Source organism: Luteibacter sp. P4_D7_3 (assembly GCF_056401735.1).
In genome coordinates this window covers 1-20,993 of record NZ_JBFUIT010000038.1, presented here as the reverse complement: position 1 = coordinate 20,993, position 20,993 = coordinate 1, and the positions used below count along the sequence as shown (strand labels likewise).

Annotated in this window: 24 protein-coding genes; 5 read left to right on the top strand and 19 right to left on the bottom strand. The window is 64.6% G+C overall.

All coding sequences use genetic code 11. The features are described from left to right. Positions 1-652, bottom strand: a 652-nt coding sequence (locus tag AC1DSN_RS06270) for an ATP-binding cassette domain-containing protein (protein ID WP_477329966.1), incomplete at its 3' end; no start/stop codon positions are given. Positions 653-875: 223 nt separating this feature from the next. Between AC1DSN_RS06270 and AC1DSN_RS06265 the strand changes: the two genes are divergently transcribed. Continuing rightward, positions 876-1,898 carry a LacI family DNA-binding transcriptional regulator gene (locus AC1DSN_RS06265; RefSeq protein ID WP_477294021.1) on the top strand — a complete coding sequence of 341 codons (1,023 nt, stop codon included), beginning with the start codon at positions 876-878 and terminating at the stop codon, positions 1,896-1,898. 15 nt (positions 1,899-1,913) lie between these two features. On the opposite strand, the gene AC1DSN_RS06260 is transcribed toward AC1DSN_RS06265, so the two are convergent. The 9 genes from AC1DSN_RS06260 to AC1DSN_RS06220 all read right to left on the bottom strand — a co-directional run bounded on the left by AC1DSN_RS06260 (position 1,914) and on the right by AC1DSN_RS06220 (position 7,835). After that, positions 1,914-3,017 carry an AI-2E family transporter gene (locus AC1DSN_RS06260; RefSeq protein ID WP_477294019.1) on the bottom strand — a complete coding sequence of 368 codons (1,104 nt, stop codon included), beginning with the start codon at positions 3,015-3,017 and terminating at the stop codon, positions 1,914-1,916. 59 nt (positions 3,018-3,076) lie between these two features. After that, on the bottom strand, positions 3,077-3,406 hold the full coding sequence (locus AC1DSN_RS06255) for a hypothetical protein (protein ID WP_477329964.1): 330 nt from the start codon (positions 3,404-3,406) through the stop codon (positions 3,077-3,079). 3 nt (positions 3,407-3,409) lie between these two features. Beyond that, positions 3,410-3,892: an ABC transporter ATP-binding protein gene (locus AC1DSN_RS06250; protein WP_231873828.1), complete on the bottom strand. Its 483-nt coding sequence runs from the start codon at positions 3,890-3,892 to the stop codon at positions 3,410-3,412. Positions 3,893-3,918: 26 nt separating this feature from the next. Continuing rightward, positions 3,919-4,308, bottom strand: a complete 390-nt coding sequence (locus AC1DSN_RS06245; RefSeq protein ID WP_218625504.1) for an ElaB/YgaM/YqjD family protein — start codon at positions 4,306-4,308, stop codon at positions 3,919-3,921. Positions 4,309-4,508: 200 nt separating this feature from the next. After that, positions 4,509-4,667 carry a DUF1328 domain-containing protein gene (locus AC1DSN_RS06240; protein WP_082878844.1) on the bottom strand — a complete coding sequence of 53 codons (159 nt, stop codon included), beginning with the start codon at positions 4,665-4,667 and terminating at the stop codon, positions 4,509-4,511. Positions 4,668-4,787: 120 nt separating this feature from the next. Beyond that, positions 4,788-5,411, bottom strand: coding sequence for a YbhB/YbcL family Raf kinase inhibitor-like protein (locus AC1DSN_RS06235; protein ID WP_477294015.1), 624 nt, complete (start codon positions 5,409-5,411; stop codon positions 4,788-4,790). A 62-nt stretch (positions 5,412-5,473) separates the two neighbouring features. Beyond that, positions 5,474-6,475, bottom strand: coding sequence for a YheT family hydrolase (locus AC1DSN_RS06230; RefSeq protein ID WP_477329962.1), 1,002 nt, complete (start codon positions 6,473-6,475; stop codon positions 5,474-5,476). Next, positions 6,472-7,272 carry a lysophospholipid acyltransferase family protein gene (locus AC1DSN_RS06225; RefSeq protein ID WP_213949024.1) on the bottom strand — a complete coding sequence of 267 codons (801 nt, stop codon included), beginning with the start codon at positions 7,270-7,272 and terminating at the stop codon, positions 6,472-6,474. Before AC1DSN_RS06225 ends, AC1DSN_RS06230 begins: the two co-directional genes overlap by 4 nt. Positions 7,273-7,355: 83 nt before the next feature. Continuing rightward, a complete protein-coding gene (locus AC1DSN_RS06220; RefSeq protein WP_063570494.1) occupies positions 7,356-7,835 on the bottom strand; it encodes an Lrp/AsnC family transcriptional regulator in 480 nt (159 codons plus the stop codon). A 140-nt stretch (positions 7,836-7,975) separates the two neighbouring features. On the opposite strand from AC1DSN_RS06220, the gene phhA reads away from it, so the two are divergent. Beyond that, the gene (phhA, locus tag AC1DSN_RS06215; RefSeq protein WP_477294012.1) at positions 7,976-8,863 is read left to right on the top strand and encodes a phenylalanine 4-monooxygenase; all 888 of its coding nucleotides are present in this window, start codon (positions 7,976-7,978) and stop codon (positions 8,861-8,863) included. Between the two features lie 34 nt (positions 8,864-8,897). Further along, entirely contained in the window at positions 8,898-9,182 is a 285-nt protein-coding gene (locus tag AC1DSN_RS06210; RefSeq protein ID WP_477294010.1) for a hypothetical protein, read from the top strand. 338 nt (positions 9,183-9,520) lie between these two features. Here the strand turns inward: AC1DSN_RS06210 and AC1DSN_RS06205 are convergent, their stop codons facing one another. The 7 genes from AC1DSN_RS06205 to AC1DSN_RS06175 form a co-directional block, all read right to left on the bottom strand. Next, on the bottom strand, positions 9,521-10,228 hold the full coding sequence (locus AC1DSN_RS06205; protein ID WP_477329960.1) for an SGNH/GDSL hydrolase family protein: 708 nt from the start codon (positions 10,226-10,228) through the stop codon (positions 9,521-9,523). 18 nt (positions 10,229-10,246) lie between these two features. After that, the gene (locus tag AC1DSN_RS06200) at positions 10,247-10,954 is read right to left on the bottom strand and encodes an RES family NAD+ phosphorylase (protein WP_477294006.1); all 708 of its coding nucleotides are present in this window, start codon (positions 10,952-10,954) and stop codon (positions 10,247-10,249) included. Further along, the gene (locus AC1DSN_RS06195) at positions 10,951-11,352 is read right to left on the bottom strand and encodes an MbcA/ParS/Xre antitoxin family protein (protein ID WP_477294004.1); all 402 of its coding nucleotides are present in this window, start codon (positions 11,350-11,352) and stop codon (positions 10,951-10,953) included. The genes AC1DSN_RS06200 and AC1DSN_RS06195 overlap by 4 nt, the downstream gene beginning before the upstream one ends. Before the next feature lie 631 nt (positions 11,353-11,983). Further along, the gene (locus tag AC1DSN_RS06190) at positions 11,984-13,720 is read right to left on the bottom strand and encodes a DUF885 domain-containing protein (RefSeq protein WP_477294002.1); all 1,737 of its coding nucleotides are present in this window, start codon (positions 13,718-13,720) and stop codon (positions 11,984-11,986) included. Positions 13,721-13,765: 45 nt separating this feature from the next. Further along, positions 13,766-14,470, bottom strand: a complete 705-nt coding sequence (locus AC1DSN_RS06185; protein ID WP_063570501.1) for a helix-turn-helix transcriptional regulator — start codon at positions 14,468-14,470, stop codon at positions 13,766-13,768. A gap of 69 nt (positions 14,471-14,539) precedes the next feature. Further along, complete coding sequence (locus AC1DSN_RS06180) at positions 14,540-15,178, bottom strand: glutathione S-transferase family protein (RefSeq protein WP_063570502.1); 639 nt, start codon at positions 15,176-15,178, stop codon at positions 14,540-14,542. Beyond that, a complete protein-coding gene (locus AC1DSN_RS06175) occupies positions 15,175-15,360 on the bottom strand; it encodes a hypothetical protein (RefSeq protein ID WP_213949029.1) in 186 nt (61 codons plus the stop codon). Before AC1DSN_RS06175 ends, AC1DSN_RS06180 begins: the two co-directional genes overlap by 4 nt. Before the next feature lie 135 nt (positions 15,361-15,495). Here AC1DSN_RS06175 and AC1DSN_RS06170 point away from each other — a divergent pair, with 135 nt between their 5' ends. Together AC1DSN_RS06170 and AC1DSN_RS06165 are read left to right on the top strand one after the other, a co-directional pair. After that, the gene (locus AC1DSN_RS06170; RefSeq protein WP_477329958.1) at positions 15,496-16,521 is read left to right on the top strand and encodes a class 1 fructose-bisphosphatase; all 1,026 of its coding nucleotides are present in this window, start codon (positions 15,496-15,498) and stop codon (positions 16,519-16,521) included. A 106-nt stretch (positions 16,522-16,627) separates the two neighbouring features. Next, positions 16,628-17,554, top strand: coding sequence for a patatin-like phospholipase family protein (locus AC1DSN_RS06165; protein ID WP_063572234.1), 927 nt, complete (start codon positions 16,628-16,630; stop codon positions 17,552-17,554). 11 nt (positions 17,555-17,565) lie between these two features. Here AC1DSN_RS06165 and AC1DSN_RS06160 read toward each other — a convergent pair whose 3' ends face one another. Both AC1DSN_RS06160 and AC1DSN_RS06155 read right to left on the bottom strand, forming a co-directional pair. Next, positions 17,566-18,870 (bottom strand): c-type cytochrome, encoded by a 1,305-nt coding sequence (locus AC1DSN_RS06160; protein ID WP_063572235.1) that lies wholly within the window; start codon positions 18,868-18,870, stop codon positions 17,566-17,568. Continuing rightward, positions 18,867-20,993: xanthine dehydrogenase family protein molybdopterin-binding subunit (locus AC1DSN_RS06155; RefSeq protein ID WP_477329956.1), on the bottom strand; the 2,127-nt coding region annotated here is incomplete at its 5' end. The genes AC1DSN_RS06155 and AC1DSN_RS06160, both read right to left, overlap by 4 nt.

Sequence of the window (20,993 nt, the reverse complement as noted above, 5' to 3'; positions counted from 1 at the left end):
TCTCGAGCACTTCCTCGGTGCGATGACTGATAAAGCTCAACGTGCAGCCGTCGGCCGCGAGGCGGCGCATGATGACGAACAGGTTGTCCACCTCATGCGAGGTGAGCGGTGAGGTCGGTTCGTCGAAAAGGATGATGCGACAGTCGTGCAACAGCGCCTTGGCGCACTCCACCAGCTGAAGCTGCGCGATGCTCAGCGTCTTTGCGCAGCGGTCGATGTCGATATCCAGGTCGAGCATCCGCAGCACGGCCTGTGCACGCCGGCGCACGTCCTTCCAGTCGACGTGACGGAAGATCGCGCCGGTCATTGGTAGCCGACCGAGGAACATCGTCTCCGCGACGGTCAACTCAGGAAGCAAAAGCGGCTCCTGCGGCACGAGATGAATGCCGTGCGCGTGAGCAGCGTGAGGCGACGCCAACCGCAGGGATTCACCATTGAGGGTGAGTTCGCCGGCGCTGGGCTGCAGCTGGCCGGCAAGGATGCGGAACATCGTGGACTTCCCGGCGCCGTTCTCACCCATGAGAGTCAGGATGCGTCCGGGGCGAAGCTCCAGGTCGATGCCGCGCAGGACTTCAACGGGGCCGAAGCGCTTTGCGATGCCGCGTGCACCGAGGAGGGCCTGCGCGACGGGTTCGCGGGACAACTGAATCACAACACCTCCGACCAACGCGTTTGAATGCGGGTACCACGTGTGGCCGGACTATAGGCCCGTAGGAATGGTAGCGCAATCATTTCAGGGCATTGATGTAAAAGGTTTTAATGATGCGGTGCACAACAAGGCACCGCCAGCGATGGCTGGTGGGCCGTCGTCGTTTGCATCATCATCCCCCTTCAATCAGGGTGTTAGCGCGAACATCGAAGGAGTCGGTCAACCCATGAGTCCCGCCAAAGTCCCCGCCGAACGCACGGCGACACTGAAAGACGTGGCCGAGCACGCGGGCGTCTCGCCGATGACGGTGTCGCGCGCCTTGAACAAGCCCGAGACGGTCTCCGATGCCTTGCGCGCGCGCATCGATGCGGCGATCGACGCACTGGGCTATGTCCAGAACCATGTGGCCGGTGCGCTGGCTTCGGCGGGTTCCAACGTCATTCCCGTGATCGTACCGTCGCTGTCGAACACCGTTTTCGTCGAGATCGTCGCGGGCATCCAGGAAGTGGCACAAGCTGCCGGGTATCAACTGATGCTGGGTAATACCGAGTACGACCTCGAACGCGAGTACACCGCGGTTTCCACCTTCCTGGGCTGGTCACCGCCCGGCATGATCATTGCCGGCATGCGCCACCTCGACCGCACGCGCCATCTGCTCAAGCGCTGGGGCAAGCCTGTCGTTGAAACGATGGAGTTCGGCGCGCAGCCGATCGACATGAACGTGGGCTTGTCGCACTACAAGGCGGGTGAGGCGATGGCCGAACATCTCGTCGCGCGTGGCTACCGGCAGATCGTCTTCGTCGGCTGCCGTCTCGATGCGGACTATCGCGCCGCGCAGCGATACAAAGGCATGGATCGCGTGTTGGCGAAACACGGACTGGCCCGGCGCGAAGCGCTGTCGTATGAAGAGCCAAGCAATCCCGCGCGCGGTGGCGATGCGCTGATGGAAGTGCTGAGCATGAAGCCGAAGGTCGACGCGATTTTCTTCGCCAACGACGACCTCGCCGTCGGCGCCATCCTTCGCGCGCAGCGCGAAGGTATCGCGGTTCCCAAACGGATCGCCATCGCCGGCTTCAACGGCCTGCCCTTCGCCAGCCTGGTGACGCCAGCGCTGACTACCATCATGTCGCCTCGCCATGAGATCGGCCGTATCGCAGCGCAGCAACTGATCGAGCGTATTTCCGGTCGCACACCGACCAAACGTCGTGTGGATGTTTCATTCGAGATGCAGGTACGCGAAAGCACCTGAGATGCTTTAGCCGTCTCAGCGCGAGATGATGTGCGCAAACCACTCCCATCCACGCAGCTTGGCGGTGATGAGCTTCACGCAGGTCAACATCGGTACGGCGAGCAAGGCCCCGGGAATGCCCCAGATCCAGCCCCAGACCAGCAGCCATAGCAGGATGGCGACGGGGCTCAGCCGTGAACGGCGACCCTGAAGCATCGGCGTCAGCAGGTTACCTTCGATCGCCGTGATGCCGGCGAAGGTGGCCGCAGGCAATAACGCCGGGCCGAGTTCCTGGAAGTGCAGCACGCCGACGATCGACAGGATTGTCGTCGTCGTGATGGCGCCGACGTAGGGGATGAAGTTGGCGATAGCAGCGACGGAGCCCCAAAGCAGGGGGTCGGGCACACCGTAGAGGTAAAGCATGCCAGCCGTCACCAGCCCGAGCGTCACATTGATGGCCGCCGTAAGCAGCAGATAACTCGATACCTCGGTCTGGATGCTGCGCACGATGCTTACCGTGTGTCGCTTGTAGGCGAAGGTTGGTGATATCTCCACCGCTCGCCGCAGGATTTCGTCGCCGTAGACGAGGAAGAAGAACACCAGTAGCGCCACGGTGAGCACGCTGGCCAGCACTTTCGGCGCGCCAGCAACGATGTCCCAGGCGGTGAAGGCGAAATCGTTGCTGGCCTGCGGTGCGTTGCGCGCAACCGTGCCGCCGACCAGTGTCTGCGTGGCCCGACTCGCCGCTTCGATCTGCTGCGTCATCGGTTTGATCTTCGGCGCGAAGGTGCGCATGGCAGCCGGCGCTTCATGGAACCAGTTCAGTGCGGGCGTCGACAGCGTTGCGACGGCGGAGACCAGTCCGAGGCCAAGTAGCAGCATGACGGTGACCGCCGCAAACCAGCGCGGCAGTCGAATGCGCGCCGCGGCCACGACGATCGGGTTCAGTGCCAGCCCGATGAAAGCGGCAAGCACGAGGGGAACGAGCAACGATTTGCCGATCGCCACCGTGTAGACGGTGGCCAGCAGGATCATGGCGGTCAGTGAGATGCGAATAGCGACCAGGTGCCGCGAGATACGTCGTGTGCTGCGACTGCTACCGGGTTTCCGGCGCGCCCGTGCGACGGCAAGCGAGGACACGGCGACGCCTGGCGGCGCCGGGGACGGAACCGGTGCAGGCAAAGGGCTGGGAAAGTCGCTCACGCCGTGCCGTCGGCAGCGTCGGCCGCGGCGTCGGCTGCGTTGCCGGCGAAGTCACCCAGGAAGCTGCCTGCCGCCATGGAGATCACTTTGCCAATGATGTCGGCGGTGCCGCCGGCAACGAGCCCGCTCACGCCGGGAATGGCGAGCGGATTGACCTTGATGYTGCTCAGCAGCACGCCGGAGCCGGCAGCAAGACCCAGGACAGTAAGAGGGTATTCGTAGCCACGGGCGATAAGCGCCGCGGCCGGTTCGACGGTCTTTTCCCGTGCGATGGCTACTTCGGCCCGAGCCTTTGTGACCCTCGCCATATTGTTGAAGATGCCCATCGTTCAGTCCTTAACCTTGAGCTCGCCTTCGGCCTTACCCTGCTTCGCCGCTTCCCGGGCAAGTGTTGCCAGTTCGGCGCGAGAGGCCGGAAGGGTAAGCCAGTGCATGCCCCGACGGAAGACCAGAATCGCCAGTACGAGCAGAATCAGCTGCAGACCGGCGAGCGCAGCGAGCGCCCAGGCCCAGGAGCCGAACCACTGCGCCAGCCCCCAGCCCGCCAGGGCAAGCAGCGTCAATCCAAGCGCCACGGCGAAGACGATAGCCGCCAGCCCCATGAACAGCATCATCGTGATGCCGCTTCGGGCCAGGCTCAGTTCGGCGAGGATCAGCCGAAGCTGTGCACCGAACAGGCTCTTCAGGCCCACGCCGAGCCTGCGCACGTCGTCGAACCAGGCGGGAATCTTTACACCGGCGCCCTTGGGCGCTTGCGCGCCCGGCACCGGCTCTTCCACGTCACTCTGCCCCGAGGGACCGTCTTCCAACATGCGTCTTGCCCCCGGGGAGAAGTGGATCAGCTACGCAGGATGCGACCAGCCAACCAGCCGGCAGCGATCGCCAGCGCAATGGACTGTACCGGCTTCTCGCGAACGTAGTCGCGCGCCGTGTCCAGCCAGTCGTTCGCCGTATCCACGGCCTCGCCATACACTTCCTTGCCGCGGAGCTTTGCCTCTTCGGCCTTCTCGGCAGCGCGAGTGGCGCCGTAAGCGGCCTTGTCGGTGGCGTTGTGCAGCGACGACTCAACCTTGTCGGCAGCGCGGTCCACGGCGTCCTTCGTACGGTCGATGGTGTCGGACGTGGCCTGCTTCACTCGCTCGGCACTGGCGTCGATGCGCTCGGCGGCCGAAACGGTGTTCGCGGCGGCGGTCGCGACGTTGGCGACATGGTCGGCGGGTTTGTTCATGACGAAGTTCTCCGGAAGCGGGATAGGACACGGTAAAGCAGGAAGGGTGAGGTAAAGGTCATCATTGCCGCGGTGCCCGACGGGGTGCAATCCGTTCGCGACCCGATCGGCGGACCACGCAAAGAGCGGGCTCCTGGCGCCCTCGACTGTCGCAGCAGAACCCCTCGCTGCGACAAGGACGCCTCGCCAGCCCACGGCAGCTACACGCTGCGGCCGCGGAAGAACGAGATGATGGCCAGGATAAGGAAGATGATGAAAAGGATCTTCGCAATACCTGCGGCCGTGCCCGCTATGCCGCCGAAGCCGAATACCGCCGCGATGATTGCAATGACGAGGAAGACGAGGGCGTAGTGCAGCATGGTCGGGGTACTCCAGTGGGTGGGATGGCGCGAGCCCATTTAGTCCCGGCCGCCGCGCATACCGCGTGAAGCCCCGCCACCTCACTCAAAAGTCGTTCAGCCTTGCGCTTCACTTCGTCGTCACGCTTTCACTTTCGGATTGAGCGAATAGGTACCGGTGATCACCGCCTCGTCCACCACATGTCCCTTGATGACATCGCGCAACTCGGCAAGCGAGTAGCCGTTTTCGAGCAGCACGGTGTCTACATCCAGCGCGTAGACGTGGAAGTGGTAGTGGTGCGGGATCGAGTCGTTCCACGGCGGACAGGGGCCGTCGTACCCGTGGTAGTGACCTTCCATATCCCGATCGCCCTTGAACCAGCCCGTGTAATCGTTAAGCCCCTGGACCGAACCCGGCGGCCCGACCGGATCTTTCTTTCCACGCGCCACGACGCCTTCGCCACAAGCGCCCTCGCCCAGCTCGCGGCACTCCAGCGGGATGTTGGCCATCAGCCAGTGCACGAATTCCACGCGCGGCAGGTGCCGGGGAACCTCGCGACCTTCCACGTTCACATCATCCGGCTTCGACGGCACGTCCGTATCGATCACGGCGATGGCGAACGACTTCGCGGTCGCCGGCACCTCGGTCCAGGCCAGGTGCGGCGTCACGTTGCCCGCCGGCTTGATCGGCTCGCCGATCTCCATGAAGGCGTACGTGGCCGGAATCGGCTTTCCGTTTTCGATGCTGTCGCTCTTCAGGCGCATAGGGATGTCCTCGGATTCTAAGRAAGGTTGCCCAGTCTTGCTCCGCGGCTGCGAAGACCAGGTCAGCGGGCGATCGCGTCGAAACGGGCCGCTATGTAATCGTCGGTGAAACTGGTCATGCCGAAATCGCGGATGAAGCCGCAATGGCCGCCGTAGCTGGCGATATCGAGCTCGATATTCGGCGGCAGGCGCAGGGCATGGAACGCGCCGATCGGAATGACCGGATCGTCGCTCGAGGTCAGGATGGTGGCCGGAACATGCATGTTCATCAGCCGGTCGCCGGCGATCGAGTAGCCATCGAGGTAGGCCTCGAGCGAACCGAAATCCGTGTGGCGAAGCACCAGGGAGGCCGTCAGCTCGCGCATGTKCTGCTTGAGTTCGTTGAGCTCGAAGTAGGTCTGCTGCGGAAAGGCCTCTTGCTTCAGGCGAAGGGAGCGGCGCCACTTCTGCATGAAGTAGGCGTGGTAAATCCACGGCGCTTCCTTCTCGAGCGAAAACAGGCCTTCCGCAGGATCGACGATAGGGCATACCGCGAGCACGTAATCCAGCGGCACGCCTTGCGCGGGCGCCAGCATGGCGGCACGCAACGCGAAGTTGCCGCCGAGCGAGAAACCCGCCACACCGATGGTCTTTGCYGGGAACATCCGGGCGATCTCACCAAGGGCGGCAACCACCTCGTCGATCCGGCAGGAATGGAATAGCGCCTCGTTCAGGCCGTGGCTATCGCCATGGTCGCGGAAATTCAGGCGAAAGACGTCCCAGCCGTCTTCGAGCAGGCGGCTGCCCGTCTGCAGCACGTAGGTTGAGTCGACACTGCCTTCCCAGCCGTGGAACAGAATGGCCAGACCGCGTGACTCGCGGCCGGTGGTCTGCGCCGTATAGCGGCCACTCAGGCGATCGCCCTGCCCCACGTCGACCAGCACTTCGCGCGCGCCCACCTGCACCTGCTGTGCCCGTTTAGGCAACAGCCGGCGACGAACGCCGCTGGAAGAAAGCATGGTCTGGATGTGCCCGCTGCGCAGCGGCCACGGCGGCAGGAAGTCTGAGCCTTTGGGCAGACTCATGCGGGCGTGTCGGTGTCCAGGGCCAGCGCGATACGTTCGCGCGATGCCTCGGCCATGCGCCGGCGGCCATCGGCCGATACCGGCACCGGCTCGAGGAAGTGCACTTCGACGTCGAGCGGGGCTTCGCCCAACAGGCGGATGACGTTGCCCATGAAGGTCTCGTTTTCGCGAAATCCCGCATCGATCACCCGGCGGCCCTGGCGCGCAAAGCGCAACGCGACCGGCTGGACCGGCACGTCGGCGTCGAGCGCCGCCTGGAAGATCCGCGCGTGGAACACACGCAGGACGCCGTTGTGCCCGGTGCCGCCCTCGGGGAACACCGCGACCGATCGGCCCGCGTGGAGGCGCTCGACCATCACGGCCATGACCGAGGCCAGCGAATGGTTGCTGCCGCGGCGATGAAAAATCGTGCCGCCGCGCGCGGCCATCCAGCCCACGAGTGGCCAGCCTGCGATCTCCGCCTTGGCGACGAAACAGGCGGCACGCTGCGAATGCACCACCGTGATGTCCAGCCAGGAGGTGTGATTGGCGACGAAGAGGACCGGATCCGGAAGCGGCGTGCCGAAACGTCGGCTGCGGAAGCCGAATATGCGGAGCAGCAGGACCGACCACAGGCGGATGGCGCGGTGGGCGAACGGCTCGCGGCCGTTCTTCATCACGCCGCTGGCCCAGGTCAGGATGAAGGCGCAGATCAGAATGGCGACCACGATGTGCAGCAGCACCAGCGGAATTCGCCATAGATAGCGAAGCGGACGCATGCGGTCGCGGGAGTTCAGATTGGCGGAGGTGGCTTCCATCAAGAACACAAGATTAACGATGGCCGAGCCGTGCCGCTAGAGGAAGTTGTCTTTGTTCTTAAGACACGCGGGCTTGCGACGTGCTAACCGGGCACGTTACCGAGCGGTAAGGCCGTTGAAGCCTTGACGGTCCGCAGGACGAAGCTCGTATTCACGTCGGCAACGCCCGCCGCATTGAGCAGGCGATCGAGCAGAAAACGAGAGAATCCCTCCAGGTCCGCGACGTAGACCTGGAGCAGATAGTCCATGTCGCCCGTCAGCGCGTAGCAGGACACCACCTCGTCCCACTGCGCCACCTGCTCGGTGAACCGGTCGATCGCCTCGGCCTCGTGCCGGGAGAGCTGCACGCGGACGAAGGCCTGGAGCCCGAGCCCCAGCGCGCGCGGTTCCAGGTGGGCCCCGTAGCCGGCGATCACGCCGTCAGCCTCGAGCTTTTGCACCCGGCGCAGGCACGCCGAAGGGGAGAGATTCACTTCGGTAGCCAGCTCGGCGTTGGTCATCCGACCGTTGGACTGGAGGATGGCGAGAATGCGCCGGTCTGTGCGGTCAAATCCCGTTTGCATGATTCTGTCGCTACCTGATCTATTTAAGACACATTGTTGCACCATCAGGCCGTTGCTGCGCAACAACACAAGCCTATTGCGGCCCTTCCTCGCTAAGCTGGTCACTCATCAGCCCCGCAGCAGCCCCAAGGAGGCCCGCCATGGACACCCCCCGTCGCGTCGAACACCAGCAGACCGATCGAGGCTATGTGCCCGTTTACGCGACCGGCACCGTGGAACAGCCGTGGGATAGCTATTCGACAACGGACCACCAGGTCTGGGACACCTTGTACAAGCGCCAGCGCGAGCTTTTGCCGGCCTACGCCTGCCAGGAGTTTCTCGACGGCGTGGAGCGTTTCGGCCTGGGCGATGGCGGCATTCCGCGCTTTTCCGACCTGAACAAGGTGCTGGGTGAGGCCACCGGCTGGGAAGTGGTGGCCGTGGAAGGACTGTTGCCGGACGAAGTCTTCTTCGACCACCTGGCCAACCGGCGTTTTCCGGTCAGCTGGTGGATTCGTAAGCCGGATCAGCTCGATTACCTGTCCGAACCGGACCTGTTCCACGACTTGTTCGGTCACGTGCCACTGCTCCTCAACCCTGTGTTCGCCGATTACATGCAGGCTTACGGCAAGGGCGGCATGAAGGCGCACGCGATCGGACCCGAAGCGCTGATGAACCTTACGCGCCTCTACTGGTACACCGTGGAATTCGGCCTGATCCGTACGGAGAAGGGCCTGCGCATCTACGGCGCGGGCATCGTCAGCTCCAAGGGCGAGTCCATCTACTCGATCGACTCCACGGCGCCGAACCGCATCGGCTTCGACCTGGAGCGTGTGATGAACACTCGCTACAGGATCGATACGTTCCAGCAGACGTACTTCGTCATCGACGATTTCGCGCAACTGTTCGATGCGACCCGTCCGGACTTCACGCCGATCTACGAGAAGCTCGGCCAGAGCACGTCCGTGGCGGCGAGTGATGTCCTTTCGACGGATCAAGTCTTCCATCGGGGCACCCGTGAGGGCTTCGCTTCAGGCGCCGACAACTGAATCTCAACGGGCGCCTAACGAACCGGCGTCTACGATGGACTTACTTTCCGCTGAACAGGGTGTGTCCATCGTGGTCGTCTTCGATATTCCGTTCGAGTCCGTGGGTCCGGGTCTCTGGCTATTGCAGAAGAACGAAACGGAATACGGCGAGTTTTGCTCGCGGGACGACGCCCTGGAATGCGCGGTGAGCGAGGCGCGGCGGATTGAGCAGGCCAACGCGTTGTCCGACATCGTCCTGAACATCGAAGGAAATGACGGTCGCTGGCGGGCTTTCGACACGTCGATCCGGCCCTACGCGAGCCGTAGCCGCACGTTCTGATCCAGTTTCGAAGATTTCCCTGATGGGCGGGTGGGTCTATGACTTGCCCGCCCGTTTCTTTGTGGGGCGGCGGCGATGGGGGCGCGGCTACATCGCTTCGTGGGTTTTTCGCCGCTGAAGCGGCTCCCACATTTACCTATTGCCGCTGAAGCGGCTCCCGCAAAAAATAAAACCCCGGCAGCCAGGGGAGGAGCTGCCGGGGTCGGTGTCGGGTCCAGGCTATCAGGGGAAATAGCGGGACCCGGGACAGAGGGACCAATGGAAGCCGGTCGTCTGACAACAGGTCGCCTCTCGGCGATCACAGACTTAGATAAGGGCGATCGCGTGAAGTTCCCGCATTACGGGGTAGGCGCGTTTTGCCTACGTTTATCTTCAGCGGCCATCGCGTGTTCTGCGAGCCACGGCTTCACCCGTGCAACCCACAGTGCATAGCCCTTCGCGTTCATATGTAACCCATCGTCGATGAACAGATCCGACATCGGCTGACCCTTCGCGTCGAGCATCGCCGGCACCACGTCGAGGAAGGCCACGTCCTTCTGAGTCATCGCCCACTGCCGAATCAGCATGTCCGCCTGAAGGATGTTCGGCAGCAAGGCGACGCGCGCGACACTGGGTTTGATCGCGATGAAGGCGACAGGCAGATCGGGTTGCGTCTCACGCACCTTGCCGACGAAGGCGGCGAAGTCGTCGCGGACCTGCTCCGGCGAGTCGCCGCCCTGGAGATCGTTATCACCGGCATACATCACCAGCGCCACGGGGTGGTACGGCGTCACGATGCGGTCGGCGAACGCCGTGGCATCGTCCAGGTCGGAGCCGCCGAAGCCACGGTTGATCACGCGGTAGCGCGGAAAATCCGTAGCCAGCGTCTTCCAGAAGCGAATCGACGAACTGCCGATGAAGAGCACGGCGTTGGCGGGCGGCGGGCTGGCCTTATCCGAGGCCTCGAAGGCCTCGATGTCCGCGTTCCACTTCGCGTGGTCGGAATCTTTCGCCACGGCGCCGAAGGAAATAACGAAAAGGGTGAGAACAAGCGTCAGACATTTCATCCGAAACACCGTAACCGCTTACGGTCTGCGCGGTAAACCCTGGCGCTCTATCGGTGTGACCTTCAATACCGCTTCGACACGCGTACCGTTCCAGCGATAAATGAGATGTTCCGCCTGCACGCACGGCGCCACGAGATCGGGGTAGAACACCGCGATGCACTCGCCCCCTTCATGGCGCGCACTGTCGTAGACGATGCCGTTGGAGCCGTCGTCCCGCAGGGCGCGGGCCAGCTTCACGCTCGCCACATAGGAGTCGGGATCGTGCTCGGCCGGCCAGCCGCCGCGAATGTCGTGCAGCTTGCCCGCGATGGCCGTTTTGTAACAGCGCACCTGCACGTCGGTGGGCGGCTCGTGCGTGGCGGCGAGGAAGGCTTCGCGATGGAATACCGTCTCCTCGATGGCCGTGGCCACGCTGTGCGCGGCGTAGAACACGCCCCAGTGCCCGTCGGAGAACCGACTGCCCTCGGGTGGAATGTGCGCAAAGGCGGCCATGATCGGCGTCGTGCCCGGGCCGGAGACGCGCCGATCCGGCGGCACCAGGCGCAACGCGCCGATTTCGTCGCGCAGGCGTGGGTTGGTCAGCGATTCGATCGCCATGACCGCGTCGATGTCCCTGGGCTCGGCAATCCTGTCGAACAGACCGACGGGCGGGAACCGGCTGGGAACGATGCGGTAGGCATGGGTCCAGCGAATGCGCCGGAGCGGAGGCGTTTGCGAGGCGCTCATCCGTTCCAGCCGCGCTGCGCGTCCAGGTACTGACGCACGACATAGAGATCGGCGACATTGCCCGACAGCATGCGTTCCAACGCGGGTTGACCGCCGAAGAGCGCGGCGTCGTTGGGCTTGCGCAGCCAGGCATCTGCCTGGGCAGGATCGGGAAAGAGGATCTGGAGGTCCTTCCAGATGCCCAGCAGATAGCTGATGCGCTCGATCACGTCGCGGGACGGGGCACCATCCTGCTGCTTCTTCCACTTGAAGTACGTGGATTCGGGCGGGTCACCAAGCAGCGTGCGTTGCTCGGTGACCCGAAGTTTCCAGCGTTCGGCCAGGGCGAAGAAGGCCCGCAAGGCGGGGCCACCGAGATCGCCGGTGGGATTGGGTTCGGCATGGATGACTGAGTGCATCGTTGCTCTACCTGTGGAGTTATTCTGCAATATAGCCCACATGTAGACCTACGTCACGGTATTCCTTATTTTTGGTTCATCGCGGGATGCCGGGGAGGCTGAAGGGGTCGGTTCACTCGCTTTGCGAGTGCGTGTTTTTAGCGGCTCGCGCCGCCGCTTGCGTGAGGGGTGAGGCGCAGAGCCTTCGCCAAACGGTCGACCCCAGCGCGCCGAGATCGTCCGCGAGGCAGCGCAGTGGCGAGGAAAACGCTCGCCGCGCCGGAAATGACGTGTCTGCACGTCCCCCGTAACGGTCGGCTTCGGCGGCAACACCCACGCTCGACGGCACTCCGTCCAGCTGACCGTATCGTCGTGAGAGACCTTGGTGCCCACCCTCGAGGCGAGTTCCGCACAAGTGGAGCGGCCGTAGGCCATATAGATACATGGGCCGCGTGAGCGGCCTTTCCTTGTCGAACGCGGAGGACGTGTCTGAGCAGCGAGGGTGGGCACCAAGGTCTCCCCGCGAGACGCCCAAGTGTAGAGAGCGACGGCGAAGCCGAGCCCGCGAAGCCGAAGGCGAGCCGTGGGCGAGGTGCGAAAGATGCCCGGCCCGAAAGCCGAGCGCCCGGGCCCCGGTAATCCGCGATGAACCTTATTTCTTGGAGGCGATCCAGGCGTCTACGTGCTGCTCGAGGACGGGGAGGGGAACCGAGCCCAGGGCCAGCACGGTGTCGTGGAAGGCGCGCAGGTCGAATTTCTCGCCCAGCTGGGCTTCGGCACGCTCGCGCAGCTCGCGGATCTTCAGGTAGCCCAGCTCATAGGACAACGCCTGGCCGGGCCAGCTGATGTACCGATCCACCTCGTTGGCGATCTCGCGCTGACTCAGGGCGGTGTTCTGGGTGAGGTAATCGATCGCCTGCTGGCGGGTCCAGCCCAGATGATGGATGCCGGTGTCGACCACGAGACGGCAGGCGCGCCACATCTGGTAGGTGAGAAAGCCGAAGTGTTCGTAGGGCGTGTGGTAGATGCCCATCTCCTCGCCCAGATACTCCGAATACAGCGCCCAGCCCTCGCCGTAGGCGGAGATGTAGCCGTCGCGACGGAAGGGCGGCAAGCCGTCCTGTTCCGCGGAAAGCCCCAACTGCAAGGCATGGCCCGGCATGGACTCATGCAGGGTCAGCGCGGGCATGTTGAACAGCGGACGCGACGGCAGGTCGTAGGTATTGACCAGATAGACGTCCGCGCCGCCGCGGCCGGAGGTGTAGTACGGCGCAATATCCGCCGGCACCGGCTCGATCGCAAAACGCTGGCGCGGCAACAGGCCGAAATACTTGCCCAGCTTGCCGTCCACCTGCTTGGCCACCCATGCCGTACGCATGAGCAGCTCGTCGGGCGTCTTCGCGTAGAACTGGGGATCCGTACGCAGGAACTGCAGGAAGGCGGGGAAGTCACCCTTGAAGCCGGTGTCCTTCATGGTCTCCAGCATGGCTTCGTGGATTTTCGCCACCTCGCGCAGGCCGATCGCATGGATCTGGTCGGGTGTCAGTTCCAGCGTGGTGTACTCGCGGATCTGCTGCCGATAGTAGGCTTTGCCATCCGGGAGCGATTCGGCGGCCAGCGTGGGCCGGGCCTTAGGTACGTACTCGGTGCGAAAGAAGGTCAGCAATTTGCCGTATGCGGGGATGACACCCTGTGCGATCGCCTTGCGTGCGTCGGTGCGGAGCGCCTCGGCGTCCTTGGCCGGCATGGACTTCGGCAGCGTCTTGAACGGCTTGTAGAGCGCGCTGTCTTCCGGGTTCTTCAGTTCGGCCACGGCGGCGATCGACACGTCGCGCCCGTTGAGCACCTCGCGAGGAACGGTAAAGCCGCGCGCCAGCCCCAGGCGCATGTTGGCGATTTCCTGATCCATGTAGGCCGGAATCTGCCGCACGCGCTCGATGTAGTGCTGGTAGTCCTCGCGCGTGCGCAGGTCGTCGCCGTGCAGCACATAGCCCACGTCGGACCAAAAGGCCGAGTCGCTGTTGAACGGCATCTGCCACTGCGCGAAACGCTGCGCGGCCGCGAGGTTGAAGATCTGCTCGCGGTACACGGCGTAGTCGACACGAACCGTGCCGCTCAGGCTGTGTGGGTCGATGCGGTCCAGTTGTGCCAGTACGTCGTCCCAGTAGGCCAGTCGCCTGGCCTGGCTGGCGGCATCCACCGTATCCAGTCGTCCGTCACCGGGCTGGGCCTCGCCGGAGGTGAGGATGCCTGCCTGTCCGTTACGCCAGGTCCATTCCTTCGAATAGATGCCCTTGAAGGCCTCGTCCGGCGACGCGGGCGGCGCGGCGGCGTGGGCGGTAGCGGCGAAAACACCAGCGAAGGCAATGGCGCGGATCCAGGGGGACATGCAGGAGACCGTTGGCGGGGAAACCCCGATCATCGCATTCCCGGATCATTCCAGTCCCGCGTAATGCCCTCGCATCGTGTCCAGATAAGCCTGCAGGTCACGCCCGGGCGCATCGGCAAACGTCTCGCCTTCGTTCCGGCAATCCACGATGCGGTCCGGCCGGAAGTTGCGGAACGCCTGGCGATGGCGACACCACGTGCCCAGGGTCCAGGCGCCACCCCAGAACGACAGGCACAGCGGCTCGACCTCCCGCGTGGAGGTGCGCCCTTCCGCGTCGCGGTAGTCCAGGCAGAGCACGCAGTGCCCGACGATGGCCGCGTGCAGGCGATCGAGCATCACGGCAACCTGGTTCTGGAACGGATCGCGCCAGATCGGCGCGAAGATCTTCGATTGCGCCGAACGCTCGCGCAGGTCGGGCGGCAGTACCGCCTCGATCTTGATCAGTGCCGACTGCGCCTCGCGCGCCAGCCGCTCGCCAGCGAACGCGCGGACAAACCGCGTTCCGGCGACCAGGGCTTCGAGTTCGTCGGCGGAGAACATCAGCGGTGGAATGTCCGAGCCCTTGCGCAGGACGTACCCGACGCCGGCCTCGCCTTCGATCGGTACGCCGGAGAGCTGGAGGTCGGCGACATCGCGATAGACGGTGCGCAGGGAGACTTCGAGTGTGCTGGCCAGCTGCCGCGCGGGCAGCGCCGTACGCCGCCCGCGCAGGGCGTTGATGATGAGGAACAGGCGGTCGGCGCGGCGCATGTCCGAATCATCGCCTCCCGCGCGGGGCGCGGGAAGCGACGAATGTCATGGCTACGCATATCCAACCCCTCACGCGACGGCGAGCGTCTGCGCGCGAGCCAGCGCGGCATCCTGCCCGGCGGCACGGCAGATGGCCGGGCGGGCCATCAGGCGGGCCACATAGTCCTCGAACACCGTGCGACGCGGCACGATACCGAAGCGCATGGTCCAGTCCAGGGCACTGGCCCAGAGGATATCCGCGGCGGTGAAGCGGTCCCCGAACATCCACGGACCGGCCGCCAGCTGTGCTTCGATCATGTCCATGACGGTGTCGAAGTCGCCGTACGGACAGGTCGACGTAGGCGCGGGCTCATGCTTCATGAAGCGATCCATCACCGCCGGCTCGAAGCACGAACCATAGAACGACAGCCAGCGAAGGTAGGGTCCGCGCAGCGGATCGCCGAGGCCGGGCGCGAGGCCGGCTTCCGGGAACAGGTCGGCGAGGTAGGTGAAGATCGCCGGCCGTTCGGTGACAAGGCCGCCCAGGTGCTCGATGGCCGGCACCTTGCCCATCGGATTGACCTTCAGGTAAGCCGGCTGGCGCTGCTCGCCCTCGACCAGGTTCATCACATGGATGTCGTACTGCGCACCAAGCTCTTCGAGCAGCATCAGCGTGCTCCCGGAACGGCTGTTCGGCGCGTGGTGAAACTTGATCCGACTGGCATTCATGCGTGCAATTCCCTTGTGGTCTTCGTGGATGTCTTCGATGCCGGCCTGGCAGGCACGGCCCCTGTCCGCGATACCGGCGGACGCGCCGCGTCGGGAGCGAACCGGTACTGCCCGTCCATCAGCAGCCCCCGGCGCCCGAGCGGCGCGTAGAGCACGGCGAGACGATCGAGAAAGCGATTCATGCGACTTCCCTCTCCGTTGCTTCGACTGGAAGGACAGTCTGCGGGAGGGCTACTGACAGCGTTCTGTCAGCAGCCCTCTGGCGCCGTTCACCCCGCATCCGGACAATGCGTGGTTTAGCGCTTGAGTCCGTCCCGATGACGAAACCGATTTCATTGATCCAGTTCCTGATCGAAGAGAAGCGCGAGGGGCATATCAACGCCCAGCTCAGCCTGCTCATCGAGGTGGTGGCCCGCGCCTGCAAGCGCATCTCCGTRGCTACCGGCAAGGGCGCCCTGGGCGGCGTGCTCGGCAATGCCGGCTCGGACAACGTGCAGGGCGAGGCGCAGAAGAAGCTGGACGTCATCTCCAACGAGATCCTGCTCGAGGCCAACGCCTGGGGTGGTCACCTCGCCGCCTGCGCCTCCGAAGAGATGGAAGATCCGCAGCCGATCCCCGACGCCTATCCCAAGGGAAACTACCTGCTCCTGTTCGATMCGCTCGACGGCTCGTCGAACATCGACGTTAACGTGTCGGTCGGTACGATCTTCTCGGTGTTGCGCTGCCCGGACGGCGTCACCGAACCGAAAACGCAGGATTTCCTCCAGCCGGGCACCGACCAGGCCGCCGCGGGCTATGTGGTCTACGGCCCGAGCACCGTGCTGGTGCTCACGTTCGGCCATGGGGTGCACGAGTTCACCCTTGATCGCGAGCACGGCAGCTTCGTGCTGACGCGCCGTGGCATCACCATTCCCGAAGAGACAGCCGAGTTCGCCATCAACATGTCGAACCAGCGCCATTGGGAAGCCCCGATGCAGCGTTACATCGGCGAGCTGCTTGCCGGTGAGTCCGGCCCGCGCAGGCGTGACTTCAACATGCGCTGGGTGGCTTCGATGGTGGCCGACGTGCATCGCATCATCACCCGCGGCGGCGTCTTCATTTACCCGCTGGACGCCAAGATCACGGCCAAGGGTGGCACCGGGAAGCTGCGCCTCATGTACGAGGCGAACCCCATGGCCTTCATCGTGGAGCAGGCCGGTGGCGCCGCCACCACAGGCCGCGAGCCGATCATGAGCCTGCAGCCGAGCGCCCTGCACCAGCGCGTGCCGGTGTTCCTGGGTTCGAAGCACGAGATCGAGATCGCCACCCGGTACCACGTCGAAGCCGACGACACCCGCGACTGAACCAACGTCAGGGCGGCACCTCGCCGCCCTGCTTCCGCCACTTAGCCGTCATTCGTGCGCCGCCCCGCTGCCCGATGATCCGCCAGCCCCCTCTCGGTTCGCTTCCATGATGCTTCGCACCCGCACCCGCACCTGGCTTCCGCTGGTTTTCACCGCCCTGCTTTCCGGTTGCTTCGGCGGCACGAAACCGGATGCCCGACTGGACAATGCCGTGCCTGTGCTGGCGGCCAAGCCGCGGATCGGCCTGGCACTCGGCGGCGGTGCGGCCAAGGGCTTCGCCCATATCGGCGTCATCAAGATGCTGGAAGCCAGCGGCATCCACGTGGATGTGGTGTCGGGAACCAGCGCCGGCAGCGTGGTCGGCGTCCTTTACGCCAGCGGCATGGATGCGTTCCAGCTGCAGGAAACCGCCTTCTCGCTGGATGAAGGCAAGATCCGCGATGTCCGCTTCTTCTCGGGCGGCATGGTTCAGGGGCAGAAGCTGCAGGACTACGTCAACGACCTGCTGAAGAACACGCCGATTGAAAAGCTCCACACGCCGTTCGCGGCGGTGGCTACCGAACTCGAGACCGGTGAGCGGGCCATTTTCGTCCGTGGCAACGCCGGCCAGGCCGTGCGCGCCTCGAGCAGCATCCCCGGTGTGTTCGAACCGGTGGAAATCAACGGCAAGCATTTCGTCGACGGCGGCGTGGTCAGTCCGGTCCCTGTGGATGCCGCGCGCCAGCTCGGTGCCGACATCGTCATCGCCGTGGATATCTCCGCACGTCCGGACGGAAGCAACCCGGCCGGCATGGTCGGCATCGTCGGCCAGTCGATCACCATCATGGGTCGCAAGCTCGCCGAGCAGGAGCTCGGCCGTGCCGACATCGTGATCAGGCCGAAGGTCGGCCAGATCGGCCCGACCGACTTCGATCAGAAGAACGTCGCGATCCTCGAGGGCGAGCGCGCGGCGCTTGCCGCGATTCCTTCGATCAAGGCGAAAATCGCCGAGAAGACGGCTGCCATGGGCAAGCCGCCCGTCCCGGCGCACTGAGTGGTCCAGCGCTAGAGATCCCGGCGCTTGGCCACATCCGCCGCCGTCACTTCGCCCTGCTTGCCGCCAAAGTGGCCGATCACGAAGTTCGCCAGGGCGGCCACTTCAGGATCGCTGTAGCCGTGACCGAACGCCGGCATGTAGACATCGGTGTCGCCGATACGCATGGTCACGCCGTGCAGGATCGCCTGGGTGACGTTGGCACCCTTGGGATCATTCACGCCGCGCGTGCCCGCCAGGCCCGCATACGGGGTCTGCTGTCCCACGCCATTCCACTGGTGGCAGCTGGCGCAGGCACCTTCGAACAAGCGCTTGCCGTCCGCGTTCTCACCGTCCACGTCGCCTCCCGGCGCGGCGGCGTTCGACGCGACCACGGCTTTCGGGGCCGGATCGACCACGACAGGATCCGTGCCCTCGCGGGCCGGGACGGTACGTAGCCAGGTCACCAACGCGGCCGTGTCTTCGGGCTTGAGGAACTGCAGGCTATGCGCCACGGCTTCACCCATCGGACCCATGGCCGAAGCATGGCCGTCAGCGTGGCCGGTGCGCAGGTACTGGGTCAGTGCCTCATCGCTCCACTTACCGATGCCGTGGGTTTCGTTGGACGTAATGTTCCAGGCACGCCAGCCCTGCAGCTCCGCGCCGGCCAGTGCCTGGCTGTGTTTCAGCCCGAAGCCGAGATTGCGTGGCGTGTGGCATTCGGCGCAGTGACCCAGCGGCCCGGCCAGATACGCGCCCGCGTTCCATTGTGGCGTGCGCGAGGGGTCGTTCTCGAAGCGCTGGCTGCGGAAGAACGCCGCATTCCAGAAGCCCATCGCCCAGCGCTGGTTGAACGGGAAGCCCAGGTCGTTCGGCCGTTCCGGCTGGCGCACCTTCGGCAGGGTGAAGAGATACGCCTTGATCGCCAGCACGTCCGCCCGGCTGAGCTGGGTGTAAGCGGTATAGGGGAACGCCGGATACAGGTGCTTGCCGTCCTTGCGCACGCCCTCACGCACGGCGCGAACGAAGTCATCATCGCTCCATGCACCGATACCGGTCTCGACGTCTGCGGTGATGTTGGAGGAGTAGATGGTGCCGAACGGTAGCTTGAAAGGCAGGCCCCCCGCGAAGGGTTTACCCGTCTCCGGCACGGTATGACAGGCGATGCAGTCGGCGGCGCGAGCGAGGTATTCGCCGCGCGCGACCGGATCGGCGTTCGTCGGCGCGCCGACGATGAGCGGCGATGTACCGGCAGCCGGATCCGTGCGATTGAGAACGAAATACGCCACGGTGCCAATGACCAGGAGGAGGACGACAACAACGAGGAAGCGTTTCATGCGACGTCCCCCTTACCAGTGCCGTTATCCGCGACGTGCTTGAGCGCCTCGGCCGATGCGGCCAGCGACGTACGTGTCACCGGAAGCTCGGTCAGGCGCACGCTGGTCGCCGCAAAAATGGCATTGGCGAGCGCGGGCGCAGCGATGGCCGTTCCGACTTCACCGAGGCCGCCAGGTGACTCGCTGCTGTTCACGGTAAACACCTCGATAGCCGGCGTCTCGTTGATGCGTAGCGAGCGGTAGTTGTGGAAGTTGCTCTGCTCGATCATGCCGTCCTTGAGCGTGATGCCGTTGAACAGCGCTGCGCTCAATCCAAATAGCAGCCCGCCCTGCACCTGCGCCTGGACGGAACTGGGGTTGATGGCGATGCCGACGTCCACGGCGACCACCGCACGGCGCAGGCGGACCTCGCCCTGCGCCGTCACCTCGACCTCGACGATGGCGCACACATGACTCCCGAACGGCGACGCCACCGCGATGCCACGTCCGACGCGCGCCGGCAATGGCTGGCTGCCCCAGCCGATCTTTTCCGCGGCAAGGTTCAATACACCGAGGGGACGCGAACCCGCCTTCATCAGCGACCGACGGTAGGCAAGTGGATCCTTCCCGGCGGTCTGCGCAAGATGATCGATGAAGCTCTCGACGATGAACAGGTTGTGCGTGGGTCCGACGCCGCGCCACCAACCAACGACGAGGCCGGGAGGCATTTCATGGCGTACCCACTCGACCAGCACGTTGTCCATGTCGTAAGGCAGGTCAGCGGCCGATTCGATGGCATCGCTATCCATGCCGTCCTTGCCCATGGCCGCGGGCAACCACCGCCCCAGGACGGTGCCGCTGGTGATGCGGTGTTTCCACGAAGTGGGCTTGCCGTCGTCGCCCAGGGTGGCCGAGATGCGATCGAAATAAAGCGGGCGCACGCGATCATGACGGATGTCTTCCTCGCGGCTCCAGATCACCTTCAGCGGATACGACACCTGCTTCGCAAAGGCGACCGCCTGTTCGACCTGGTCGGTTTCCAGGCGGCGGCCGAAACCGCCGCCGAGGTACTGGTTGTTGACCGTCACCGCCTCGAGCGGAATGCCACAGATGCGCGCGGCCTCTTTCTGCGCGCGCGTGGGCACCTGAGTGCCTGTCCAGATCTCGCACTTGCCCGGTGTCACGTGCACGGTAGCGTTGAGCGGCTCCATCGGCGCATGCGCCAGCATCGGCGTGACGAAGGTCATCTCCACCGCCTTGCCGCCGGCCGCTGCCTCGCCCTTGGGCTTGCGGCCGATCAGCGCAGGGCCGTTGCGTGAGCTTTCCTGTAGCGCGGCGATCAGCGTGGCGGTATCGAGATGCTCATTGACGCCGTGACGCCATTCGATGTCCAGAGCCTCCAGGCCGCGGTACGCCGCCCAGTAGTGTTCGCCGACCACGGCGACCGCGTTGTCGAGCTTGATGACGTCGACCACACCGGCCATCGCGCGCGCCTTCGTATCGTCGACGCTGCCGAGCGTGCCGGCCAGTTCGGGACTCGTACGCACCGCCGCATACTTCATGCCCGGCACTTTCACATCGATGCCGAACTGCGTGCCGCCATTGACCTTGTCCGGGGAATCCACCCGGCGCAGCGGCTTGCCGATGACGGTGAAGTCTTTGGGATCCTTCAGCGTGACTTTCGCCGGTTGTGGCAGCTTGCCTGCCGCTTCAGCCACGGCACCGAAGCCGAGCGTGCGACCGGAGGGCACGTGCGTGATCGTGGCGCGCGACACCGAACAACTGGCGGGGTCGACGTGCCATTGCGCGGCGGCGGCGGCGATCAACATCTCGCGAGCGACCGCGCCCGCTTCGCGCAACGATTGCCATTGGCCGCGTGTGCTGGTCGAGCCGCCGGTGATCTGTCCGCCACCCAGCAGGGCAATGCCATAGAGCGCGTCGCTGGGAATCGAATGCTCGACCTTGATCTGGTCGAGCCCGACACCGAGTTCCTCGGCGAGCATCATCGAGATGCCGGTGTAGATGGCCTGGCCCATCTCCGCGCTGGGCATCACCAGTCGCACGCTTCCATCGGCGTCGATGCGGATGAAGGCGTTGGGTGCGAAGGGTGGGTTGCCGTCTGCCGCGGCCGCGGCTTCGTCCGT

Bases quoted from the DNA above. Each gene is read 5' to 3' on its own strand.
- AC1DSN_RS06265 (WP_477294021.1), top strand. From the start codon at position 876: ATGAGTCCCGCCAAAGTCCCCGCCGAACGCACGGCGACACTGAAAGAC.
- AC1DSN_RS06250 (WP_231873828.1), bottom strand. From the start codon at position 3,892: ATGTTGGAAGACGGTCCCTCGGGGCAGAGTGACGTGGAAGAGCCGGTG.
- AC1DSN_RS06245 (WP_218625504.1), bottom strand. From the start codon at position 4,308: ATGAACAAACCCGCCGACCATGTCGCCAACGTCGCGACCGCCGCCGCG.
- AC1DSN_RS06240 (WP_082878844.1), bottom strand. From the start codon at position 4,667: ATGCTGCACTACGCCCTCGTCTTCCTCGTCATTGCAATCATCGCGGCG.
- AC1DSN_RS06235 (WP_477294015.1), bottom strand. From the start codon at position 5,411: ATGCGCCTGAAGAGCGACAGCATCGAAAACGGAAAGCCGATTCCGGCC.
- AC1DSN_RS06225 (WP_213949024.1), bottom strand. From the start codon at position 7,272: ATGGAAGCCACCTCCGCCAATCTGAACTCCCGCGACCGCATGCGTCCG.
- AC1DSN_RS06220 (WP_063570494.1), bottom strand. From the start codon at position 7,835: ATGCAAACGGGATTTGACCGCACAGACCGGCGCATTCTCGCCATCCTC.
- phhA (WP_477294012.1), top strand. From the start codon at position 7,976: ATGGACACCCCCCGTCGCGTCGAACACCAGCAGACCGATCGAGGCTAT.
- AC1DSN_RS06210 (WP_477294010.1), top strand. From the start codon at position 8,898: ATGGACTTACTTTCCGCTGAACAGGGTGTGTCCATCGTGGTCGTCTTC.
- AC1DSN_RS06205 (WP_477329960.1), bottom strand. From the start codon at position 10,228: ATGAAATGTCTGACGCTTGTTCTCACCCTTTTCGTTATTTCCTTCGGC.
- AC1DSN_RS06200 (WP_477294006.1), bottom strand. From the start codon at position 10,954: ATGAGCGCCTCGCAAACGCCTCCGCTCCGGCGCATTCGCTGGACCCAT.
- AC1DSN_RS06195 (WP_477294004.1), bottom strand. From the start codon at position 11,352: ATGCACTCAGTCATCCATGCCGAACCCAATCCCACCGGCGATCTCGGT.
- AC1DSN_RS06190 (WP_477294002.1), bottom strand. From the start codon at position 13,720: ATGTCCCCCTGGATCCGCGCCATTGCCTTCGCTGGTGTTTTCGCCGCT.
- AC1DSN_RS06185 (WP_063570501.1), bottom strand. From the start codon at position 14,470: ATGCGCCGCGCCGACCGCCTGTTCCTCATCATCAACGCCCTGCGCGGG.
- AC1DSN_RS06180 (WP_063570502.1), bottom strand. From the start codon at position 15,178: ATGAATGCCAGTCGGATCAAGTTTCACCACGCGCCGAACAGCCGTTCC.
- AC1DSN_RS06175 (WP_213949029.1), bottom strand. From the start codon at position 15,360: ATGAATCGCTTTCTCGATCGTCTCGCCGTGCTCTACGCGCCGCTCGGG.
- AC1DSN_RS06165 (WP_063572234.1), top strand. From the start codon at position 16,628: ATGATGCTTCGCACCCGCACCCGCACCTGGCTTCCGCTGGTTTTCACC.
- AC1DSN_RS06160 (WP_063572235.1), bottom strand. From the start codon at position 18,870: ATGAAACGCTTCCTCGTTGTTGTCGTCCTCCTCCTGGTCATTGGCACC.